We start from the raw sequence: 18,461 nt of genomic DNA, 5'->3' as shown, positions 1-18,461 counted from the left end.
ATGTCCTCACTTTATCATGATTCTCGCTTGTATTACATTCTAGGAGCCAATAGTCTATCTGCTATTGGTTCCGGGATTGTTATGATAACGATTCCTTGGCTGTTAATTAAAGAGAGTGGAGGAGAGACAACATTTGGTTATGTTTCTATCATTGCAACCCTCATTATGTTTTTATTAACACCATTCATTGGGCAAAGTATTGATCGTTTTTCAAGAAAATCTTTATTGCTATGTAACGAAGGAATCGGAATAGCCGTAATCGGAATAATGGTTATATGGGGATTTGCTGGGCAACCTTATCATTCTATTCACTATATTCTTATTTATATAGCCGGATCATTCTACTATTTATTATTTTATCCTACAATATTTGCGTTCAACCAAGAGATATTTCAAGCAGAACATTATAAAAGTTTAAGTGGAACGATGGAAATACAAGGACAGTTAACACAAGTTATTTCTGGAGCGGCCGCGAGCTTCTTAATTGAAATTGTATCTTTGAAGTGGATTTTGTTAGTAGACATGTTAACTTTTGCTGGAGCATTTTTTCTTTTCTTATGTATACCATACGTAAAGAAAAAAGAAGTGAAAAGAAAAATAACATTTAAGAAGCAATTGTTTGAAGGAATTCACTTTATGAAAAAACGTCCTAAGCTCTTTTGGTTCTTACTGGCCACTTATATGCCGTTTATAGGTGTTATGATGGCAAATTATTTAATACCAGTTTATATTTCGGATATACTTAAAGCCAATGCCTCTGTATACGCAATAGAGGGGATGATGTACGGTGTCGGAGCGGTTGTTGCAGGAATCTGTATTCCACTCATAATGAAATATGTAAAAACAGAAGTTTCAATCGTTATGACGATGTCCATTTATGTAATTTCAATTACCGCAATGATTATTGAACCTTCCGTAATTTTCTTATATGGACTTGCAATTTTTCAAGCAGTTGGAAATGCGGGTACAAGAGTGGCGAGAAATGTATTGATGATGGAGGAAATTCCAAACGAAGTAATGGGACGTGTAGACAGCTTATTTCGCCTAATTGGTACTGGAATACGAATTGTATTATTAATGCTGTTTACAGCGGGTGTATCTAAAGCCGGAGTAATGCTTCCATTTTACGTATTAAGCTGCATATTGATCTTCTCATTAGGAATCGCTATTTATTATGTACTATCACAACGTAAAGTAGCGGCGAATGTTTCTAATAAATCAATCGTTTAAAAAACACTTCTGCCGCCCTTTCTTTTTCTGTATAATAAAAAGAAAGGGAGTGCAAACTTATTTATGAACAAATGGATCTTTCTTATCATTTTATTATTACCGCCACTATATATCATTTATATGACGTTTAGAATGAACAAAGTTGCTCGTGAAAAGTTGAGCTATCACTCTCCGTACGTTCTTATACTGGGTGCAAAGTTATTTGGAGATAGACCGTCTTTATCTCTTCAAAATCGTTTGGATGTAGCGTTGGAGTATTTATTTTCCCATCCTGAAGCGAAAGTAATTGTTTCAGGTGGTCAAGGAGAAGATGAAGATATACCGGAAGCTCACAGCATGAGAAACTATTTAATGGTACACGGTATAGATGAGAGTCGTATTTTAATAGAAGATCAATCTACAAATACGTATGAAAACTTAAAGTTTAGTATGGATTTATATAATGTGAAACATGCGGTAGTTGTAAGTAATACGTATCATTTATATCGAACGAAAATAATTGCAAAGCGTTTAGGCATGAAGATGGAGGCACTAGCTGCTGAAACACCAATTCGTTCTAAGAGAAAAATGTATGTTCGCGAATATGCTGCTATAATGAAAACAATATTGTTCGACCGTTAGAGCTCAAATGTGAGCTCTTTTTTAATTTAAAAGCGTATCATTTGAAATGAATGCCATATTCCATCAAAATAAAGGAAACAACAGTAAAGGAGTTGTATTTGTGATTCAATTTAATCATGTGTCAAAATCGTATGAAGATGGCACGAAAGCAGTGGATTCATTGCATTTAGAAATTAAAAAGGGAGAATTTTTTGTTCTCATCGGTCCGAGTGGTTGCGGGAAAACAACGACAATGAAGATGATTAATCGTTTAATCGAAACGACTGAAGGATCGATTTTAATCGATGGAAAAGATATTCAACAATATAATATAAACGAATTACGTTGGGATATAGGATACGTGTTGCAACAGATTGCTTTGTTTCCTCATATGACAATTGCTGAAAATATTGCAGTTGTTCCTGAAATGAGGCAATGGAGCAAAAAAGAAATTAAAGCACGCGTCGATGACTTGTTACATATGGTTGGATTAGATCCGGATATTTATCGAAATCGTATGCCTGATGAATTGTCAGGAGGACAAAAACAACGTGTCGGTGTCGTGCGAGCATTAGCTGCAAACCCGAAAATCATTCTTATGGATGAACCATTTAGTGCGTTAGATCCATTAAGTAGGGAACAGCTTCAGAAGGATATTGTACAGTTGCAAAAAAAGATTCAAAAAACAATCGTATTCGTAACACATGATATGCAAGAAGCATTATCACTTGGAGATCGCATTTGTATTATGAAAGAAGGAAAAGTTGTTCAACTAGATACACCAGAAGGAATTATACATAATCCGAAAAATGAATTTGTAGAGGAATTCATTGGAAATCGTGGGCGAACTTGGTATGAGGGGAAAAGTATAGCAGATGTATTGCCACTTGATCAAAGTGTGCAATTAGAAGGGCAGGCGCTATCATTACATTCTTCTTTACAAGAAGCGTTAGTTCGTGTGCGTGATGAGGAGGTCGTTCCAGTTGAAAAAAACGGTCAATATATTGGAGCGTTAACAAGTCGTCACATTGTCAATTACATTGTTGAACAAATGAAGGAAAGAGGCTAAACAGTGACTAATTTTATACAAACGTTCCAAGAACGAAAAATAGAATTACTAACTGCATTAAGTGAGCATTTACAAATATCGCTTATTTCATTATTTTTTGCAGTAATTATAGCGGTGCCACTTGGCATCTTATTAACAAGAAAAGAACGAATGGCTGAATTTATAATAGGAACTTCTGCAGTAATGCAGACAGTGCCATCACTTGCATTACTCGGACTATTAATTCCATTAGTAGGAATCGGAAAACTTCCAGCGATTATCGCATTAGTTGTGTATGCACTATTACCTATTTTACGAAATACATATACAGGAATAAGGGAATTAGATGAATCTTTAATAGAAGCCGCGAAAGCTATGGGGATGAATAGTTGGAGAAGATTGTGGAAGGTAGAACTTCCTCTTGCATTGCCTATCATTATGGCTGGTATTCGTACAGCGATGGTATTAATTGTTGGAACGGCTACATTAGCAGCTCTCATTGGTGCAGGTGGGCTCGGTAAGCTTATACTATTAGGTATAGATCGAAATGATCATGCGCTTATCATTTTAGGGGCCGTACCAGCCGCGTTACTCGCTTTATTCTTTGATATAGTACTTCGCATACTTGAACGACCGAAACGCTCTTCTAAGCGTGTTATATTGACGATATGTATTGTTTGTATAATGATTGCTTCTCCATTTCTTTGGAGTACAGAAAAGAAAGATATTGTTATTGCGGGCAAACTTGGATCAGAACCTGAAATTTTAATTCAAATGTATAAGCAGCTTATTGAACAAGATACAGATTTACACGTACAATTAAAACCAGGTCTTGGGAAAACAGCATTTGTATTTGAAGCGTTGAAATCAGGAGAAGTAGATATATACCCAGAATTTTCAGGAACAGCTTTATCTACTTTCGTGAAAGAAGAACCAAAGAGTACAAATCGTGATGAAGTATATGAGCAGGCTCGCATTGGAATGGAAAAGAAATATAATATGATTATGTTGAAGCCAATGGAGTATAACAATACATATGCACTAGCTATGCCGAAAAAAATAGCAGATCAAAAGAATATAAATACAATTTCTGATTTAGGGAATGTTGCGCAGGAAGCCAAAGTAGGATTTACATTGGAATTTGCTGATCGTGAAGATGGTTATAAAGGAATGCAAAAATTATATAACTATAAGTTCTCGAATGTTAAAACGATGGAGCCGAAGCTGCGTTATAGCGCAATTGAATCTGGAGATGTTAACGTAATTGATGCATATTCAACAGATAGTGAATTGGAGCAATACGGACTGAAAGTGCTAAAAGATGATAAAGGGTTATTCCCACCTTATCAAGGAGCACCATTATTAAGAAAAGAAACGTTACAGAAATATCCTGAACTTGAAAAGGTATTAAATAAATTATCTGGAAAGATTACAGATGAAGAAATGCGAAAAATGAATTATGAAGTTAACGTAAATGGTAAAAGTAGTGAAGAAGTCGCAAAACAATTTTTACAAAAAGAGAAGTTACTTCGTTAAATTTACAAGAAATATACAAATTTATATGTTTGAAATGGCCGTTCATTACAAAATGAGCGGTTTTTTTGTGCATACTTATACATTTTTTCAAAAAAGTATTCCATTTTTGCTCATTTTCTTTTAGAATAAGTAATGTTTTCCTGAAAAAATATAAGAGAAACGTCTATTAGAGAAAAAGGTGACTTTAATAGTTGAACGAACATAACACCTAGAATGACAGATGGGGTGGTACAAATAGAAAAGAAGTTAGGATTTTTTCCATTAATCGCATTAGTAGTTGGAACAATGGTTGGTGGCGGTGTTTTTAGTTTACCGCATGATTTAGCAGTAGGAGCAAACAGTGGTGCAATAATAATTGGCTGGTGTATTACAGCGATGGGAATGATTCCACTTGCGCTCGTATATCAAACGTTAGCAAGACAAAAACCGGAACTTGAAGGTGGAATTTATAGTTATGCACGTGCTGGTTTCGGTGAATATATTGGATTTAATAGTGCTTGGGGATATTGGCTAGCAGGAATCTTAGGTAATGTCGCAACAATTATGTTACTGTTTAGTACATTAGGTTATTTCTTTCCAATTTTCAAAGGAGGAAATAATGTTGCGTCTATCGTTGGGGCATCACTTTTATTATGGACACTTCATTTTTTAATTTTATTTGGAATTCGTGAAGCTTCTATTATGAATGTGATCGCAACAATAGGGAAGTTAGTTCCAATCGTTTTATTTATTGTTGTAATGGTAACAGCCTTTCGCTGGGACACATTTACACATGATTTTTGGGGGGAAGGAACGATCTCACTTTCCGCTATACTTGGTCAAGTGAAAAATACAATGCTTGTAACACTTTGGGTTTTCATTGGAGTTGAAGGAGCAGTTGTATTATCTGGAAGAGCGAAGAATAGTCGAGATGTTGGAAAGGCAACAGTATTGGGACTTATTTTAGTAATGTCCATTTATATTTTAATTTCTGTCCTGTCAATGGGAGCTATGACAAGAGGCGAACTTTCTGTGTTAGAAACCCCTTCAATGGGGCATGTATTAGAGCACGTTGTTGGTCCATGGGGTGCAGTTGCGATTAACATCGGATTAGTTGCTTCACTTGTCGGTACATTAATTGGTTGGTTTTTACTTGTTTCTGAAATTTCTCATGTGGCAGGAAAAGATGGCGTATTTCCGAAAGTCTTTACGAAAACAAATAAAAAGCAAACACCGCACATGGCATTATGGATTTCAAATGGTGTTACCCAAACTATATTTATCATCGTTTTGTTTTCGGAATCAACATATCAAATTATGTATTTCATTGCCTCAACATCAATTTTATTACCATATTTATTATCAGCGTTATTCCAATTTAAATTAGTCATTACAAACGAGCTAAAAGACGCTAAATTAAAAAACGGAGCGTTAGCTTTAATTGCTTCTATTTACTCTGTATGGCTTCTTTATGCAGCTGGTTTAAAGAATTTACTACTCGTTTCAATTGTGTATGGAATTGGAATTATTGTTTACACATTTGCAAGAAAAGAACAAGGGAACCGTTGCTTTGTAGGTGTAGAGAAGTATGTGATGTGGGCAATTATTGTTGCGGCTATCACATCAATATATATGTTATTAACTGGAAATATAAAAATGTAAAAAGTCCTTTTCATTTAAAGGGCTTTTTTCTTTGTTTAGAGAATATTTACTACATAAGATATTCAGGAGGGATGAGAATGGAAGAAAAAGAACAGTTGTCTAGAATAATTGATTTAGCTAGTGAGTTAAGGAAAGTATTAGTGCAAGAATCTTTTTTTAATCATCATCCTGAACTAAGAGGAGTCATTGAAAATTTAGCAAGTTCTGTTGAAAATTTGGCGGAATTACAAATAAGTAAAGATGAAAACGCTGAAGATCGATTACGTTACGTACTTGCGAAAATGAAAATTGCTCATAATGCAATTTTACAGGAGAAAAAAGCATTTCCTTCTCATTAATATAAGTTTTTATTTTGAACCTGGCGGATAACGTCAGGTTTTTTATTTCTAGTTTTTCGTTTCTTTCATACACTAAGAATAGTATGAAAAAAGAAGGTGACTAAGGTGAAATTACATAAAGCTCTTCAGCCAAGTTTTATAAAACGAATGTACTATATGAGATTTTTAGGGAAATTTACAAAAGCTGAGAAAGAGAAGAGTGGAGAGAATTTCTTTGTACAATGCTTATCGCCAATACCATTCACTTTACAGGAACAATTTACAAATGAACCATATGTATTTGAAGGGTTATGTAGCAATAAAAAGAATGAAAAAATCTTTTCGGAATTAAAGAAGAGGAAATTAGAAAAGCAACTAGTAATGTTTCGTCTTTATTATGAAAGAGGAAATGTATACGTGGAGTTAATATGTACAGAAGAACCGAAAGAAATAGCAAGCAGCTATAAAATGATTCCGGCACCTAAAGTTACAAATAATAAAAAAAGAGAATCTTTAGAACGAAAACTTAGCAACGGTTATTTATCATTTCTTATGCCAAAATTTCCGAAAGACTTTGAGCCTCCCGAATTATTGTGGCACGATGGAAGACTTTACGGAAACATATCCCTAAAGTCATCAATTAGCTCAATCGCCTATTTTGAACAGAAACGTGAATGTAAATATATAAACTGCAGTGACTGGCCGAAGTATGTAGAAATAGCGGTAGAAGATCAATTATATTTTGTAAGTGATTATGTGTATGAGCAATTAAAAAAACGAATGCATGAAGAAGGTAAGCTAGTTGAAGTAGAGGATATAAAAGTACAAAAAGATGAATGGGAATGGGATGAGCGTGAATCGTCTTTTTTACAGTATGTACAAAGTATGGTGCATAATAAAGGGTTATATTTGGATGAAACGGATATTTATAATTTTCATATAAGTGTAAAAACAAATATGTTAACGATTCTTGGTGGTATACCGGGCATTGGGAAATCACGTTTTGTGCAAACTTATGCAGAAGCATTAGGGTTACAGTATGGGGAAGAGTTGGTTTGGATTCCGATTTCGCCATCGTATCAAGAACCACATGATTTACTTGGTTACCTTCATCCAAATGGTACTTTTATTGAAAGTGAAACGAAGTTAGTTAGGACGTTAATGAAGGCGAAAGAAAATCCAAATCAACTGTATATAATCGTTTTTGATGAAATGAACATGTCTCATATTGAGCATTGGTTTACTCCGTTTCTATCTGTTCTTGAACTTGAAACAAAAAATCGTATTTTAAACTTGTATGAGGGTGTACAGGACATAGAGAATTCAATTCCATCAACAATTGAAATTGGAGAAAATATTATATTTGTAGGTACTGTGAATTTTGATGAAACAACAAAAGAGCTCTCTGATCGATTATTAGATCGAACGAACCTAATAACGTTACAGAAAATTCCGTTTTGTGAGATGGACATGGAACAGGGGAAAGTCGTATTACATCCACCTTTGAAAGTAACAGCGGGAGAATTTCGGATAAATTGGATGAGAAATAAAGCGATGATTGAAGTGTTTTCTGAAGAAGAATTAGAGCTATTAGATAAGTTGCATGTCGTATTGTCATCACATGACGCGTCTAAGGGAATTTCTTTCCGATGTGCAAATGCAATTGCGACTTATTTGCAAAACATACCGTTCCAAAATAACCATACCTATATGATCAGTAGAGAAGAGGGGTTTGATTTACAAATAAAGCAGCGTGTATTGACGAAAATCAGAGGGACCGAAATGATGGTTGGGCCTTTACTTTCTGAAGAAGCAAAAAGGGGGGCGACCTTAGTACCTCTTTTGCAATCTGCACTTGCAAACAGAGTATCTACATTTGAACACTCTTTAGCATATATACGAGAAAAACGTAGAGAACTGGAGCTGTATGGATATGCAAAATGAAGGGCGTTACGAAACAAAAATCGTTGATACGAATGAAACGCTCCCTTTTGTATTAAAGTTAATCATTGGAAATGAGGGGAAAGGAGATTATATTTTATTAAATCGTCTTTGTACATCTACTACAGCATTAGTTCAATGTATTTATAAAGTACAAGAATTAAAACCAATAAGATTGCAGTACAATTATGAAATTCCAATGAATATTACTTTTATATGGAATAAAGTATATGAGGGACAGAAAAATATAAAAGAGGCTCAATATGAAATAAATGAAAAAAAACAAAGAGTATTAATATATGAACATGGGAAAACAGAATTCTTTTATCCATGGCGCTGTGGTTTATACCATTTTGAAGTGCGTATAGAAGATACAACGTATTATGGCGCATTTCAAATCGTACCGAAAAACTTTTTTGATGATCAATTTGAAATGATTCAAGACTATGTGAAGTCAATTTTAAATGAGTTGATTTTGGATAGAGGTTACTATAAAAAGACCTTCTCTGCACTTAGCGATATTGAGGATTCTTCTTATTTAGTGTTACTTAGAAAGTTACCCCAAAAAATGAAAATGATAAAGCAAATCTTTAAGAAAATAGAATCAAGCTCAAAATTTATAAATGAATATAAATGGGAAGGAAAAGAGCGAAGGCCAACAAGAAAAGGAACTATAGTAGCAGAACGAAAACCTTATGCCAAATATTATAATCGTAAGTTTATGGAACAAAAAAATAGTAAGGAAAATGCATTTCTTAAATATAAAGCGATGCAATTTTATCATTATTTAATTGAAGCAAAAAGTTTTTTACGTCAAACAATTGAAATCTTAGAAAGAGAAAAAAAGAAAAAATCAGAAGAGTTTCAAGCCGTAAAAACGATTATACAAACAATTGAGCGTAATGGATCGGTAACTGATAGAGAGAAGCAAAAATATAAAAATATACATTTACTAAAAGAAGCCGATTTACGAAAGAGCTCAATGAAAATACAAGAATATAAAATATTGGCGCATATTGTGCATGAAAATGTACAATACTTTCAAATGTTAATGCATTCTTCGTTTTGGAGGGAAGTTACTGAAACAAGTAACATGAACTTACATGATTTACCGATACCACATCAACAATTACTACATCATTTAGAAGTACTCCCGCAATATACGGATCAATCTCCATCGTTATTATTTGTTTATAAGCCAACGTTTTTAGTGTATGAATATTACGCTTTTTTTATCGTTATTTCAATTTTAGAGCAAATTGGTTTTGAAGCTAGAAACTCTATCCGTGAACAAATACAAGAACATTTTTATGTAGATGGATTACAAGATGGAACGACAGTAGTTTTAGAACGAGATGATATAAAGGTGCATGTTGCATTTAATGACTTAATTGAAACACATCCTCTTATTGCATTAAGTAAAGGTAGTAATTTTTACAATGGTGAGGATACGAAGAAGCCAGATATTCGCTTAGACTGTTATGTAAAAGAAGATGGGAAATACGTATATAAATCTTCTATTATTATTGAAGTGAAGTATAGTCCAATGTACAATATTTTTCAGCACGTCGGAAATACGAAAGCAACTGAGCAAATGTATAAGTACTGGTCTATAAAGTATGTAGAAGAACAGGATGGAAAGCGAGTCTATTATCGAAGGTCAATTTATGAAGTCATTTGTGTATATCCAGGAAGCCATATGCATAGTAAAAAAATTGAGTCTGGATGCGGTGTTTTCTTGCAGTTATATCCATATAAGACGAAACAAGGGGAAGAGAAATTAGCTGGAAAACATGGGATGATACAAATTTTTGAAAAATGGTTAAAAAGCATTAAGAAGTAAAAGAAATCCTTTTTCATAAAGGATTTCTTTAGATTAAGAAGAATTATATGCTGTATGGAAAGAAACATAATGTAATTTAGATTTGAAAAGTGCTACAAATGTGTTATTAAAAGGAATGTGAGCGCGGGATAAAAGTCGATTAAATTGGAATCTAATTCATTTTGCAGAATATAATAAGTCATAAATATTTTTAGTTGCATACGAAGATTTGTTCTTATATGATAGATAGTGAAAGCGTTATCAAAAACAGAGCGACGATGGGAAAGGCGGTTAAATATGTTCCAGCGTGTTCAAACAAAGGAAGAACATTTTGGGTTCGAGCAACTATGGGGAGATTTTTGTGAAGAAAGAAACTTAATGTTCGTAGAACGTAATTTAAATCCATCACGATTTTTATTAATAGAAGATGAACATCCTATTGGTACAGTAGAATGTATTAAGTATACGATACCTGAACAATCAAATTCTGAGTTTTTCTATCCGTTTTCTAAAAATGATTTAGTAAAAGATTTGAAGAATGTATATGAAATAGGCAAGTTAAGTATTTCGAAAACGTCTCGTGGGAGAGGACATTTCAAAAGGCTAACAGCTATTTTATTTATACATGCGTTAGAAACAAAAGCTGAATGGTACATTGCAGCAGTAACAAAAAGAATGTATATGTATTTACTTACACTTGGTTTTCCAATTGAGCCAATAGATAATCCATTTCAGTTTCATGATACTTTACAAGGTGTACCAGTAAGAATTCATGCTCGAAAAGGGGTTACGCATTTGTATTCTTTAAAAGAATTTCGTGATGTGATTCAAGGGAATGCTCATGCACAGGCATTAATTGCAGAATACAGTAAAAATATTATGTTAACGAAATAAAGCGAAGTGAATATGTATAATAAAGAGAATAATATTTGTATAGGATATAACTCTTCATTAAAAAAGACCCTTATTATTTTAATAAGGGTCTAAAAATTATAATCCAAATATACTAAAAATCATTTTGCGGCGCTTCGGTTTCTTTTCTCGTTCATATGTTGGTTTTGAATCAGGAGTAATATAAATGGGTTCTTCTTTCGTTAGGGCAGCTTCTAATTTTTGAATTCGCTCTAACATTTCCTCCATTTCACGACGGTGTTGTAAAAGTTGGTACGTGACGACATCATTTGCCTTATCTTGCATTTGTTCTTCCATTCGATCAAGTCTTCTCGTAATAGTGTTTAATTGATCAGCTAATTGCTCAAAATCATTGGGTAATATGTTTTGAACAATTGTATTAACTTGAGTTTTTAATTCCTCAACTTCATTTGAGGAAGCCTTTTGAGTAGATTGAGAATTTTGAGATTGCTCTATTTGAAATCGATGGTGTTCTAACATTTGATCGACATCCTCTTGTGTGAAAATAAAGTGGCCATATTTGTTTTTCTCTATCGTAAGATTTAATTGTTGTGCGATCCGGACAACAGCCTTTGGGCTAACACCTAATTTCTTTGCGATAAATGGTGTTTTATATTCCAAAATAATCCCTCCTATATATATCCTGTTGAATGATTTCGAGCTATGAAGTAAGTTCCCTTCTAGTGCGACAAAAGAAGTGTGGAATCGGCAAAGAAAGTGTTTTTTCACGAAATTGAGTTGAGAAGAATAGTTCGTTTAAATAAAAATGTTTTATCGTAACATTTAGAATAATTTGACGATTGTAAATGAATTAGATTATCATAATGATAAATATCTTTTTTATGTATGCATATAATATATAAAAAGGTGGTTGCTAATGTAGAATTTTGTTAGAGTATTAGAATGCTTACTTCACTTGAATAAAATTAAGTAGGAGGTGGCTTCCTTGCTTACAAAGTAAGTAAGGAAAAGTATTTGGACATATATAGTATAAGTATAGTGATTGTTTTAATTGCTTTAACGGCATTTTTCGTTGCAGCAGAATTTGCAATTGTTAAAGTGAGAAGTTCACGAATTGACTATTTAATTGCAGAAGGAAATAATCGTGCAACATCGGTCAAAACAGTCATTACAAACTTAGACGAATATTTATCTGCTTGTCAGCTGGGAATTACTGTTACAGCTTTAGGAATTGGGTGGTTTGGTAAACCTGCGTTAAAGCAAATGTTTGATACGCTTTTTGCAAATTGGAATATCTCTACTCAACTAGCAGACATTTTTGCTGTAATTTTAGTGTTTTTGTTAATTACTTTTTTACATGTTGTAATAGGTGAATTGGCCCCAAAAACATTTGCAATTCAAAAATCTGAACAAGTGAGTTTACTTGTTTCTAAGCCGTTAATTTTCTTTTATCGTATTGCATTCCCATTCATTTGGCTATTAAATGGTTCAGCTCGAATCATTACGAAGCTGCTAGGGCTGAAACCGCCGAAGGGACATGATGAGGTTCATTCAGAAGAAGAATTACGGTTGTTAGTTTCAGAAAGTTATAAAAATGGTGAGATTAATCAATCTGAATATAAATATGTGAATAAAATTTTTGAATTTGATGATCGCATTGCAAAAGAAATAATGGTACCTCGAACTGAAATGAATATTATAAGTAAAGAGATGCCTGCTGAAGAAGCTTTGCAAAAAATGTCTCGTGAAAAATATACAAGGTATCCAGTTGTTGATGGCGACAAAGACCACGTAATAGGTTTTGTGAATTTTAAAGATATTTTTACTGAATTTGTACAACATAAAGCTGTTAATAAGAAGACAGTAGAGCAATATATGAGACCAATTATTTTAGTTATCGATTCTATTCCAATTCATGATTTGTTTTTAAAAATGCAAAAAGAAAGAACACATATTGCTATATTGATAGATGAATATGGTGGAACATCTGGACTTGTTACTGTTGAAGATATTCTGGAAGAAATTGTTGGAGATATTCAGGATGAGTTTGATACGGATGAGCAGCCAGAAATTCAAAAGGTTAGTGAAACGAAGACGATACTAGAGGGAAAAGTACTTGTTAGTGAAGTGAATATGTTATTTGGTTTAGGGATTGATGATGATGGTGTTGATACAATCGGTGGTTGGATTTTAACGAAGAATATAGAGATTGCTGAAGAGGATTCCATTGAAATTGAAAATTATAAGTTTTGTGTGAAAGAATTAGATGGACATTATATAAAAAGATTAGAAGTTACAAAGATAGTAGAATCGATTGTTATTTTAGAAGATGAAAAACAAATTTCGTTACAAGAGCAAATTAGCTCGTAAACTCTGCTATATAGCAGAGTTTTTTTGAGCATAATGTTTTTTGAGGGATAAGGGCTATGATACAATGACATAAGTCAAACCTTTCACTAGGTGAAGTATTGTTGTATACATATATTTGGAAGGAGAAGAAGTATGAAAAAGCATTTATATATAAATGGAGATTGGAAATCTGTAAACACGTATAAACCATTATATGCACCATATTCTGAAGAAACATTAGCGGAAATTGCACAAGGCACGGAAGAAGATGTAAAAGAGGCTGTTACCGCTGCAAAAAATGCAATGACAAAAATGAATACATTATCTGCATATGATCGTGCGACTATTTTAGAGAAAGTTGCACAAAAAATGGATGAAAGAAGAGAAGAATTTGCAGAGATTATTGCAAAAGAAGCTGCAAAACCAATACGTGCTGCAAGGGGAGAAGTAGATCGTACTGTTCAAACATACAAATTTGCAGCTGAAGAAGCGAAGCGTATATATGGTGAGACATTGCCATTAGACGCCGCACCTGGTGCAGATGGGCGTATTGCATGTACAATCCGAAAGCCGATTGGGGTTATAGGGGCTATTACACCATTTAATTTCCCATTAAATTTAGTAGCGCATAAAGTTGGACCAGCAATCGCTGCCGGAAATACAGTTGTATTAAAGCCAGCTGATCAAACGCCATTATCATCTTATGCATTAGTTGAGTTATTTGAAGAGGCAGGATTGCCAAATGGAGCTTTAAATATCATTTCTGGTCCTGGCTCCACGGTTGGTGAGGCAATCGTCAAAAATGATTACGTTGCTTCTATTACTTTTACCGGAAGTCCAAAAGTTGGAATCGGAATAAAACAAAAGGCTGGGCTAAAACGAGTTACGTTAGAACTAGGCTCAAATGCTGCTGTTATCATTGATGAAGATGTAGAGTTAACAGATGAAATAATTGAACGTGTAAAATGGGGAGCATTTGTTAATAATGGACAAGTTTGTATTTCAGTACAACGTGTTTTTGTACATGAAACGAAAATGCATGAATTTCTTTCGAAGCTAAAGAAAGCGATGGAATCAGTTGTTGTTGGTGATCCACTGCTTGAGGAAACGGATGTATCAGCTTTAATTTCAAAAAGAGATGTAGAGCGAATTGATATGTGGGTTCAAGAAGCAATTAAGGAAGGAGCAACTGTTTTATGCGGTGGTAAGAAGCGGGATGCACGAATTTTTGAACCGACTGTATTAAAAAATGTTCCAAATCATGTATCTGTGCAGTGCCAAGAAGTATTCGGTCCACTCATGACAGTAAATACATTTAAAGAATTTGATGAAGCGATTGAGCAAGTAAATAATTCGCGTTACGGCTTACAGGCAGGAGTATTTACAAATAATTTATTTAAAGCAATGCGTGCAATTGATGAGCTAGAGGTTGGTGGTGTCATGATTAATGATATTCCAACGTTCAGAGTAGATCATATGCCTTATGGTGGCGTGAAAGAAAGTGGCACGGGGCGTGAAGGAATTAAATATGCAATAGAAGAAATGACAGAAATGAAATTAGTATGTATTAAAAAATAAAGTAGAAAAACTTAAAACTTGCACTAAAAAACGAGTAGGAAATGTTTACGATTCCATACTCGTTTTTTACGCTTCTAGTAACTATTTAATTAAGTGTAACTTTTACTTCATTTCTTGTTTGAAAATAGTATCTTCTACATAAATTTGTTCTTTATCTACAGCAGTAGCATGAGTTAATACTAAACCGATTGGTGTTTTTGTATCTTTATTTTGAACAATTGTAAAAGGAACATTTTTTTCGTTTGCTAATTTAATGTATTTTGATAAATGTGGGTAAGCAATGCCACCATTTAGGAGGAGTTGTAATGATTGAGAAGGGCGCATGCTACCCGCCACTTCAGAGTATACATTACTTTGCATTACTTGACCGATCGTTAAAGCGATTTCCACACGCTCACGTAATGTAGTTAAATACATATTACGTTCTTCTGGTTTGTTTTGCTTTTGGCCGTAAATGCCTTCTTGGAGATAATCTTCCACATTTTTATTTACCATATTTTTCACACCTTTCATTTTCTATTGTACGCAAGAATTAAAAATGATGCAAAAAAAGTCGTTTTGACTACGGAAATAATGAAAATATGTGAAGGAAAAAGGGGATTTGCATACAATTAGTTAAATAAGAAAGAAAAAATAATTTTATCAACAGAAATTAACAAAATGTGACAAAAATCTATTAACGAATCGTATTTTTTGTGTTAATATTCAAAATATAAAGGGTATTCGTCGTATGGAAATGGAGGGAATGGAGGTTTTTCCAATCGATAAGGATATTAAAGAAATATTTTGTTCACACTTGAAAAACAATAGGCACCAATTCGTAGAGAACTGGAAAAACAAAATGATAATTTCCGAAAAAGATCCATTTAAACTAGAAGTAGTTCAAAATGGAGAGGATTTACTAGAGTTAATTATCGAACTTACTATGGAAGATAAAGATATAAATTATCTTCAACCGTTATGTGAGAAAATTGCTATTGAACGTGCTGGAGCAGATGCGAATATTGGAGATTTTGTTTATAACGCAAACGTGGGAAGAAATGAACTTTTCGAAGCGATGTGTGAATTAGATGTTAGCGCTCGTGAATTGAAACCAATTATGGCAAAAATACATACTTGTTTTGACAAATTAATTTATTATACCGTTTTAAAATACTCGGAAATTATATCGAAGAATTTAGAGGAAAAACAGCAATATATTAACGAAACACATAAAGAAAGACTGACGATTTTAGGACAAATGTCAGCTAGTTTTGTACATGAATTTCGTAATCCGCTTACTTCCATTATGGGGTTTGTCAAATTATTAAAGGCAGATCATCCGAGTTTATCGTATTTAGATATTATTTCGCATGAATTAGATCAATTAAATTTTCGTATTTCGCAATTTTTACTCGTATCAAAAAAAGAAATGTGGAATGAATCGGAACGGTTTTGGCTTAATGACTTGTTTCAAGACATTATACAATTCTTATATCCGAGTTTGGTCAATGCGAATGTTTTGATTGAAAAGAATTTACCGTATCCAATTCCGCTTGTTGGTTATCGGAGTGAAGTGAGACAAGTATTTTTAAACATATTAATGAATTCAATTGATGCTCTTGAATCAATGAAAGAAGAACGAAAAATTATCATTGATGTATTTGAAGAAGATCAAGCTATTCGAATTGTGATAAAAAATAATGGACCAATGATTCCAGCTGAAAATGTAGAAACGATTTTTGAACCATTTGTAACTACTAAAAAGTTAGGAACTGGTATTGGATTGTTTGTATGTAAACAAATTGTGGAAAAACATAATGGATCCATTATGTGTCGATCAGATAACGATTGGACAGAATTTCAAATTGCATTTCAAAAATAAACAGTCTACACCAAATGAATGGTGTAGACTGTTTTAATTTGTGAGTATAACGGCTTCTAATTTAGGATCTTTAGTTGAATAACCTACTATTGAAATTGTATAAATAACATTTGGTTCAACATTGAATTTCGGTATAGTCAATAAAACGTTTTTATTATCTGCGAGTGAAATTTCAATATCTGCTGTACCAGGGCTAACTTGCAAAAAATCGGTTATTTGTTTAAAGAGTGCATTTTCAAATAAATGATCTCCATCTTTTAAATCTACATTTACAACAGGGGTATCTGGAGAGAAATGTGCAAAGCGTATTTTTGCTTGACCAGCTGGTAAATGTGTATTATCAAGTATAGGTTGTAATTGTAGGTGATTATCACTATTTATTGCAGCAAGAGTATAAGTATGATTTCCCATTATTGGTACCAACGCTGAAAAGATTGGAGTTTCATTTCCGACAGGAACAATATCTATACGGTATTTACCTTGCACTAATGAAAAATAAGGGCTGAATTGCTTAAATGAAATATTTTTAATAACCTTTTGTCCGTTTACTAAAATGTCAACCGCCGGTATATTTGGATCGGCATGAAAAATTCTTATATGTGATGGTAAAGCAGCTTCTTGTGAGTCTCTTGTTTCATACGCCTGTACAAGTTTTGATAGTGCATCGTAATATTTCATATATAATTCTATATATTTTTTAGGGTTACGAAACTGATAGTAACGTGCGAGCTGTTCGTATTGCGTAACTTCTTGTCCATATTTTTCGATTTCAGATTGAGACATGAACATTCCTCCTTTGTCATCATTAAAACTATATGCGAAGCAAGAAAGCGGTTATGCAAAAAAAATGATTTTATAAAGGGAAAATTAAAAAGTGACAACAAATATGTTTTCATAAAGAGGTGCTGGTGCTTACGAGAATTTCACAGAGTAAAGCAGTACATATGACTGTACGAAAGTAAAATAAATGCCAAATTGAAAGTGCATTTCAATTAACATATTGAATACATGTCCAAAAATCGCTAGAAAACTAGGGATTTTTTTAATTATAGGCAAATACACATACAAAGTGATAATTGTCCTACATAAATTATAAAGGAAAGATACTTTGAATCTGAGGAAAGGAGTGCCACTTCGGGATAGGGATATCCCGATAGTAATTGTGAATGAAGTTATGAAAAGGTTTTGTGTTATAGACTGTAGGATGAATTTGTAAACTTCATTTTTCTATTTATTTTAGCAATTGACAGTATTAACCCATAAGAGAGCGTCATGACGAACTGATTAGTGTGGTTAATCGGTTCTTTTTTTATAGTTTAAAAATGAAAAGTTTACATAATGAATAGGAATCTGAATTGATTAGTAAGGTGGGTGTCGAAATTTGTTTTAAAATATGCAATTTAAAGTAGGATAATAGGAAGGAGTTTAACGGGAGTTCCGTCGAAGTGTACAGAATGTCGGTATTTAAGGACAGCTGGCATTATGCTATAAAAACATTTGGTGATGCAGTCATTTCATATAAAAAGGAGGGTCATTTGGGCGTATAGAAAAGGGTTGGTCTTCGGTTTTTTAGTTCTGAATTTTCTGTTTTATAAAATTTTTTAAGCACTCATTTGTATATTTTATAATAGTTTTTTGATAAATTCACTGCTTTTGCAGAGG

15 protein-coding genes are annotated in these 18,461 nt (G+C 33.3%); 12 read left to right on the top strand and 3 right to left on the bottom strand.

The genetic code is table 11. The features are described from left to right. The 9 genes from QCI79_RS01595 (at window position 1) to QCI79_RS01555 (ending at window position 11,029) form a co-directional block, all read left to right on the top strand. The gene (locus QCI79_RS01595) at window positions 1-1,230 is read left to right on the top strand and encodes an MFS transporter (RefSeq protein ID WP_000097164.1); all 1,230 of its coding nucleotides are present in this window, start codon (window positions 1-3) and stop codon (window positions 1,228-1,230) included. Window positions 1,231-1,293: 63 nt separating this feature from the next. Then, window positions 1,294-1,851 carry a YdcF family protein gene (locus tag QCI79_RS01590; protein WP_001045713.1) on the top strand — a complete coding sequence of 186 codons (558 nt, stop codon included), beginning with the start codon at window positions 1,294-1,296 and terminating at the stop codon, window positions 1,849-1,851. A gap of 100 nt (window positions 1,852-1,951) precedes the next feature. Then, window positions 1,952-2,899 carry an ABC transporter ATP-binding protein gene (locus QCI79_RS01585; protein ID WP_000614077.1) on the top strand — a complete coding sequence of 316 codons (948 nt, stop codon included), beginning with the start codon at window positions 1,952-1,954 and terminating at the stop codon, window positions 2,897-2,899. Between the two features lie 3 nt (window positions 2,900-2,902). Further along, window positions 2,903-4,414: an ABC transporter permease/substrate-binding protein gene (locus QCI79_RS01580; protein WP_000181014.1), complete on the top strand. Its 1,512-nt coding sequence runs from the start codon at window positions 2,903-2,905 to the stop codon at window positions 4,412-4,414. 213 nt (window positions 4,415-4,627) lie between these two features. After that, on the top strand, window positions 4,628-6,055 hold the full coding sequence (locus QCI79_RS01575; protein WP_021727619.1) for a basic amino acid/polyamine antiporter: 1,428 nt from the start codon (window positions 4,628-4,630) through the stop codon (window positions 6,053-6,055). Between the two features lie 77 nt (window positions 6,056-6,132). Further along, on the top strand, window positions 6,133-6,393 hold the full coding sequence (locus tag QCI79_RS01570) for a hypothetical protein (protein ID WP_000391445.1): 261 nt from the start codon (window positions 6,133-6,135) through the stop codon (window positions 6,391-6,393). 105 nt (window positions 6,394-6,498) lie between these two features. Further along, the gene (locus tag QCI79_RS01565) at window positions 6,499-8,316 is read left to right on the top strand and encodes an AAA family ATPase (protein WP_000766196.1); all 1,818 of its coding nucleotides are present in this window, start codon (window positions 6,499-6,501) and stop codon (window positions 8,314-8,316) included. After that, window positions 8,306-10,156, top strand: a complete 1,851-nt coding sequence (locus QCI79_RS01560; RefSeq protein ID WP_001178736.1) for a hypothetical protein — start codon at window positions 8,306-8,308, stop codon at window positions 10,154-10,156. The genes QCI79_RS01565 and QCI79_RS01560 overlap by 11 nt, the downstream gene beginning before the upstream one ends. Window positions 10,157-10,432: 276 nt before the next feature. Continuing rightward, window positions 10,433-11,029 (top strand): hypothetical protein, encoded by a 597-nt coding sequence (locus QCI79_RS01555; protein WP_000487794.1) that lies wholly within the window; start codon window positions 10,433-10,435, stop codon window positions 11,027-11,029. 96 nt (window positions 11,030-11,125) lie between these two features. On the opposite strand, the gene racA is transcribed toward QCI79_RS01555, so the two are convergent. Continuing rightward, the gene (gene racA, locus QCI79_RS01550) at window positions 11,126-11,668 is read right to left on the bottom strand and encodes a chromosome-anchoring protein RacA (protein ID WP_000456021.1); all 543 of its coding nucleotides are present in this window, start codon (window positions 11,666-11,668) and stop codon (window positions 11,126-11,128) included. A gap of 354 nt (window positions 11,669-12,022) precedes the next feature. On the opposite strand from racA, the gene QCI79_RS01545 reads away from it, so the two are divergent. Together QCI79_RS01545 and QCI79_RS01540 are read left to right on the top strand one after the other, a co-directional pair. Next, window positions 12,023-13,378, top strand: a complete 1,356-nt coding sequence (locus QCI79_RS01545) for a hemolysin family protein (protein ID WP_001987328.1) — start codon at window positions 12,023-12,025, stop codon at window positions 13,376-13,378. 132 nt (window positions 13,379-13,510) lie between these two features. Continuing rightward, window positions 13,511-14,935, top strand: a complete 1,425-nt coding sequence (locus QCI79_RS01540; RefSeq protein ID WP_021727618.1) for an aldehyde dehydrogenase family protein — start codon at window positions 13,511-13,513, stop codon at window positions 14,933-14,935. A gap of 102 nt (window positions 14,936-15,037) precedes the next feature. On the opposite strand, the gene QCI79_RS01535 is transcribed toward QCI79_RS01540, so the two are convergent. Then, window positions 15,038-15,430, bottom strand: coding sequence for a YueI family protein (locus QCI79_RS01535; protein ID WP_000247557.1), 393 nt, complete (start codon window positions 15,428-15,430; stop codon window positions 15,038-15,040). A 235-nt stretch (window positions 15,431-15,665) separates the two neighbouring features. Between QCI79_RS01535 and QCI79_RS01530 the strand changes: the two genes are divergently transcribed. Next, entirely contained in the window at window positions 15,666-16,799 is a 1,134-nt protein-coding gene (locus tag QCI79_RS01530) for a BA2291 family sporulation histidine kinase (RefSeq protein WP_000425086.1), read from the top strand. A gap of 33 nt (window positions 16,800-16,832) precedes the next feature. Here QCI79_RS01530 and QCI79_RS01525 read toward each other — a convergent pair whose 3' ends face one another. Continuing rightward, window positions 16,833-17,582, bottom strand: coding sequence for a DUF4397 domain-containing protein (locus QCI79_RS01525; protein ID WP_021727617.1), 750 nt, complete (start codon window positions 17,580-17,582; stop codon window positions 16,833-16,835). Window positions 17,583-18,461: the final 879 nt, after the last annotated feature.

Origin of the sequence: Bacillus cereus group sp. MG1 (assembly GCF_040460035.1) — a bacterium.
Classification (GTDB): Bacteria; Bacillota; Bacilli; order Bacillales; family Bacillaceae_G; genus Bacillus_A; species Bacillus_A cereus.
Note: the sequence above shows the minus strand (reverse complement) of the source record. Positions and strands in the feature narration are given on the sequence as shown.

What these genes read in the sequence shown, in the direction of transcription:
- QCI79_RS01530 (WP_000425086.1), top strand. Translation starts at nt 15,666, where the DNA reads ATGGAAATGGAGGGAATGGAGGTTTTTCCAATCGATAAGGATATTAAA.
- QCI79_RS01560 (WP_001178736.1), top strand. Translation starts at nt 8,306, where the DNA reads ATGCAAAATGAAGGGCGTTACGAAACAAAAATCGTTGATACGAATGAA.
- QCI79_RS01535 (WP_000247557.1), bottom strand. Translation starts at nt 15,430, where the DNA reads ATGGTAAATAAAAATGTGGAAGATTATCTCCAAGAAGGCATTTACGGC.
- QCI79_RS01570 (WP_000391445.1), top strand. Translation starts at nt 6,133, where the DNA reads ATGGAAGAAAAAGAACAGTTGTCTAGAATAATTGATTTAGCTAGTGAG.
- QCI79_RS01595 (WP_000097164.1), top strand. Translation starts at nt 1, where the DNA reads ATGTCCTCACTTTATCATGATTCTCGCTTGTATTACATTCTAGGAGCC.
- QCI79_RS01555 (WP_000487794.1), top strand. Translation starts at nt 10,433, where the DNA reads ATGTTCCAGCGTGTTCAAACAAAGGAAGAACATTTTGGGTTCGAGCAA.
- QCI79_RS01590 (WP_001045713.1), top strand. Translation starts at nt 1,294, where the DNA reads ATGAACAAATGGATCTTTCTTATCATTTTATTATTACCGCCACTATAT.
- QCI79_RS01540 (WP_021727618.1), top strand. Translation starts at nt 13,511, where the DNA reads ATGAAAAAGCATTTATATATAAATGGAGATTGGAAATCTGTAAACACG.
- QCI79_RS01525 (WP_021727617.1), bottom strand. Translation starts at nt 17,582, where the DNA reads ATGTCTCAATCTGAAATCGAAAAATATGGACAAGAAGTTACGCAATAC.
- QCI79_RS01575 (WP_021727619.1), top strand. Translation starts at nt 4,628, where the DNA reads ATGACAGATGGGGTGGTACAAATAGAAAAGAAGTTAGGATTTTTTCCA.